The 3,796-nt window shown below is 68.4% G+C and carries 3 protein-coding genes; 2 read left to right on the forward strand and 1 reads right to left on the reverse strand.

Annotated features, from left to right (window positions below; all coding sequences use genetic code 11):
* Positions 1-440, forward strand: a 440-nt coding sequence (locus ACE3UY_RS13570) for a PP2C family protein-serine/threonine phosphatase (protein ID WP_374688044.1), incomplete at its 5' end; no start/stop codon positions are given.
* A gap of 8 nt (positions 441-448) precedes the next feature.
* On the forward strand, positions 449-1,606 hold the full coding sequence (locus ACE3UY_RS13575) for an alpha/beta hydrolase family protein (protein ID WP_374688045.1): 1,158 nt from the start codon (positions 449-451) through the stop codon (positions 1,604-1,606).
* Positions 1,607-1,612: 6 nt separating this feature from the next.
* On the opposite strand, the gene ACE3UY_RS13580 is transcribed toward ACE3UY_RS13575, so the two are convergent.
* Positions 1,613-3,796, reverse strand: a 2,184-nt coding sequence (locus ACE3UY_RS13580; RefSeq protein WP_374688046.1) for a SpoIIE family protein phosphatase, incomplete at its 5' end; no start/stop codon positions are given.

Raw genomic sequence — 3,796 nt, forward strand, 5'->3', positions numbered from 1 at the left:
CCGTGCTGGATCCGGCGACGGGCCGCTTGCTGTACGTCAACGCCGGCCACAACCCGCCGCTGGTGTTGGGCCGGGCGCGGCAGGATGGGCGCGTGGTGCGCGAACAGTTGCCGCCGACCGGCCCGGCCATTGGACTGCTCGTTCAGCCCGCCTACTGGCTGGCCGAGACGCGGTTGGCCGTCGATGACCTGCTATTCGCCTACACCGACGGCGTGACCGAGGCGCGCGATCCGGCAGCCGAAGAGTTGGGGCTGGCGCGGGTTACCGCGCTGCTGCGAGCCGGCCATACGGCCACAGAGGCGCTGGCGGCAGTGGAAAAGGCCGTGCGCGAACACACCGCCGGCGCGGAGGCGTTTGACGACGTGACAATGTTCGCCCTGCGGCGGGTGCCGGAGGATGAGACCGACGACGGCGGGGGCGAGGGTCAGGCGACCGGCTAACGGTACGAATGAAGCACACCAATCGCTGCGTCTTGTGGGTGCTGGTGGCTGCGTTTGGATTTTTGACGGCTTGTGACCAGTTGGGCGAGGCGGGGATTCGCATAGCGGCAAGCCCGGCGGTGGCTACAGCCGTCAGCGAACTACAGACGATAGGGACAGCAACGGCTGTCATCACCCAGGTCCCTGAAGAACCGATGACTGCTATCTCCACGGTCGAGGCAACGCCGACCATTCCGCCAACGATTGCGCCTACACCCACAACCGCGCCCAGCCCGACGCCTGACCCCTACGCCGAGTTGACCATCGAGGCGCTGGCGGCGCGGCCCTATGGTGGCGGGCTGCTGGAGATTGTCGATACGTTGGAGACGACCGACTCATTCACCCGCTACCTGATCCAGTACCCCAGCGACGACCTGACCATCTACGGCTTCATGAACGTGCCCCATGAGGGAGATAACTTCCCGGTGGCGCTGGTGCTCCACGGCTACATCGACCCGGACGAGTACGAGGTTGTGCCCTACACGCGCCGCTACGCCGACTACCTGGCCGAGGCGGGCTACTTCGTCATCCACCCCAACTTCCGCAACTACCCGCCGTCCGACAGCGGGCCTGACCCCTATCGCATCGGCTACGCCATTGACGTACTGAACCTGATCGCCATCATCCGCGAACAGAGCCAGGACCCGCTGGGCACGCTGCGCCGGGCCAACGCCGACGATATCAATCTGTGGGGGCACAGTATGGGCGGCGGGGTGGCGCTGCGGGTCATTACGGCCAACAACGCGCCCTACCTGCGCGCGGCCGTGCTCTACGGCTCCATGAGCGGCGACGAGACGAAGAACTACGGCCGCATCCGGGAGTGGGCGGGCAGCGAGCGGGCGCGGTTCGAGTTGGGCGCGCCGCCGGAGACGCTGGCGGCTATCTCGCCGTTGGAAAACCTGGGGCGGGTGGAGGCGGCGGTGGCCGTCCACCACAGCGAGGCGGACGACGTGGTTCCGGTGGCGTGGTCGGTCGAGTTATGCGACGTGTTGGAAGCCCTGAGTTCGGCCGGTGAAATCTCGTACGCGCCGGAGTGTCACTTCTACCAGCTTCAGCCGCACACGTTCCGGGGGGATGGCGACGTGTTGTTTATGGAGCGGACGGTGGAGTTTTTTGGGCGGCATTGAGGAAGCTTACTCCACCGCCACCACCACCAACGCCATATCATCAAACTGCGGCGCGTCGCCCTGGTAGGCGGCCAGATCGTCGAAGAGGGCGCGGCAGAACTCGGCCGGCGGCCGCGCGGCGTGGGTCAAGGCCAGCTCGATCAGCCGCTCGGCATCCAGCATCTCGCCGTCGCCGTTGACCACGTCGCTCAGGCCGTCGGTGTAGAGCATCAGCCGGTCGCCAGATTGCAAGTCCAGCGACTCCTGCGTCACGGTGAAGAGCCCCGCCTCGAACAGCCCCAACGCCATGCCCCGCCCGCCGAGCAGTTGCGCCGTCCCGTCGCGCAAGAGCAACGGCCGGTCGTGTCCCGCGCGGGCGTAGGTGAGACAGCAGCCGCTCCGGTCGAGCACGCCATAGAAGACGGTGACGAACATGTCTTGCTCGCCCAACTCCAGCAGTAGTTGGTTGACGCTGGTCAGCGCCTCGGCCGGCGAGTCGAACTGCCGCGCCGCGGCCAGGATGAGGCTGCGGGAGAGCGCCATGTAGAGCGCCGCCGGCATACCCTTGTCCGACACGTCGGCGATGACCAGCCCCACCCGGTCGCCGCCCAGCCGGATCACGTCGTAGAAGTCGCCGCCCACCTGGCGGGCGGGGGCGTAGCTGGCGGCGAAGGTCAGGCCGGGCGTGCGCGGGAAGGTGCGCGGCAGCATGCTCAACTGCACCTGGCGCGCCAGTTCCAGTTCGCTCTCCAACCGCTCCTTCTGAGCCAGATTCTCCTGCGCCTCCTCCAGCGCCTCAATCTTGCCGCGCAGTTGTTCCACCAGTCCGGCGCGCTGCATGGCGACGGCGGCGTAGCCGGCCAACGTTTGCAGGATAGCCACCTCGCCCTGCGTGAAGCGCGACTTGCGCGTGGACTGAACGAGCATCAGCCCGGCCGGGATGCCGTGGGCGACCAGCGGCACGGCCAGCCCGGCGCGCAACAGCGGGCTGTCGGCGGCCACCGGGACGCCTGGCGGACGGCCGACAAAGCTCAACGGCTCCCGCTCCGACAGTCCCTCATAGACGACGGCGCGCGCCATGCCAACGCCAACCTCCGCCTCGCGCCAGCCGTGGGCAGCCAACACCTGCGCCCACTCGGCCGAGCGGACGTAGTAGAGCACGCCCCGGTCGGCCTTGGAAAGCTCTAGCGCGGCGCGCAGCACATGGCCGCCCAACTCGCTCAGGTCGTTCCAGGTGATGAGGGCCTGGCCGATACCTTCCAGCGAGACGAGTTCGCGCGTGCGCCGGTTGAGCAGACGGTTGGCCGTGTCAAGTTCGACCGTCTTGCGCTCCAGCGCTGCTTCGGTCTCAATCAGCTGGCGCTCGCGGCGCATGAGCAGGCTATAGGTGCGGCGCAGCTGTTCGCTCTCGAACTCCAGCGCGTCGAGCAGAGACAGCTGGCCGCGCTGGGCCATCATCCAGACGTAGCCGGCCATCGGCAGGGCGCTCGGCTGTTCCCACGGCGACGCGCCTGGTTCGACGCGCAGAAAGTCGAAGACGGCCACGTCCCCTTGCCGGCCCGTCCTCTTACACTGGTCGCAGCGGCCGGGGGCGAAGTAGGCCCCGACGGGCGCGGGCGAACCGGCCCCAGCGCCGGCGGCCACTTCCAGCGCGGCCAGCGCCGGATAGCGCCGGGCGAGCGATTCCAGTTGGGCCAACTGCTCAATGGAGACGGTCGCGGCCTGCCGGCAGATGGGGCAGAGCATCGGCAGCCGTTGGACGCTGAGCACCCAGCGCAGCGGCTCCAGGTCGCCGACTGGCGTGCCCAGATCGCGCAGGTAGCGGGCGACGGCTCCGGCGTGATAGACGGTGTCCAGTTGCGTGACCACCAGGGTATGGCGCGCCGCGGCCAGCAACGACGGCAAGTTGCCGGCGGTGAGGCAATCGACGATAAGGAGGCCGGGATGGCGGCCGGCCAGGCCGTCGATGGCCTGGTCATAGGTCAGCGGCGGCTTGATCTGGACGAACTCGAGGCGCGACTTGAAACGGCGGGCGACGTGGAGCACGTCCTTGTCCGCGGCGACGACGATGCCGCGGGCGCGCGGGCGGGCGTCGAGCAGTTCGCTGACCAGGATGCGGAAGATGGTCGCCCGGCCGCTGGGCAGGAAGTGGGGCAGGTCGGCGCCCTCGATGACCGTTTCGCCGGGGCGGCTGTCTGGCCCGGCGACGAC

It is taken from the genome of Promineifilum sp. (SeqCode) (assembly GCF_041918635.1).
GTDB lineage: Bacteria > Chloroflexota > Anaerolineae > Promineifilales > Promineifilaceae > Promineifilum.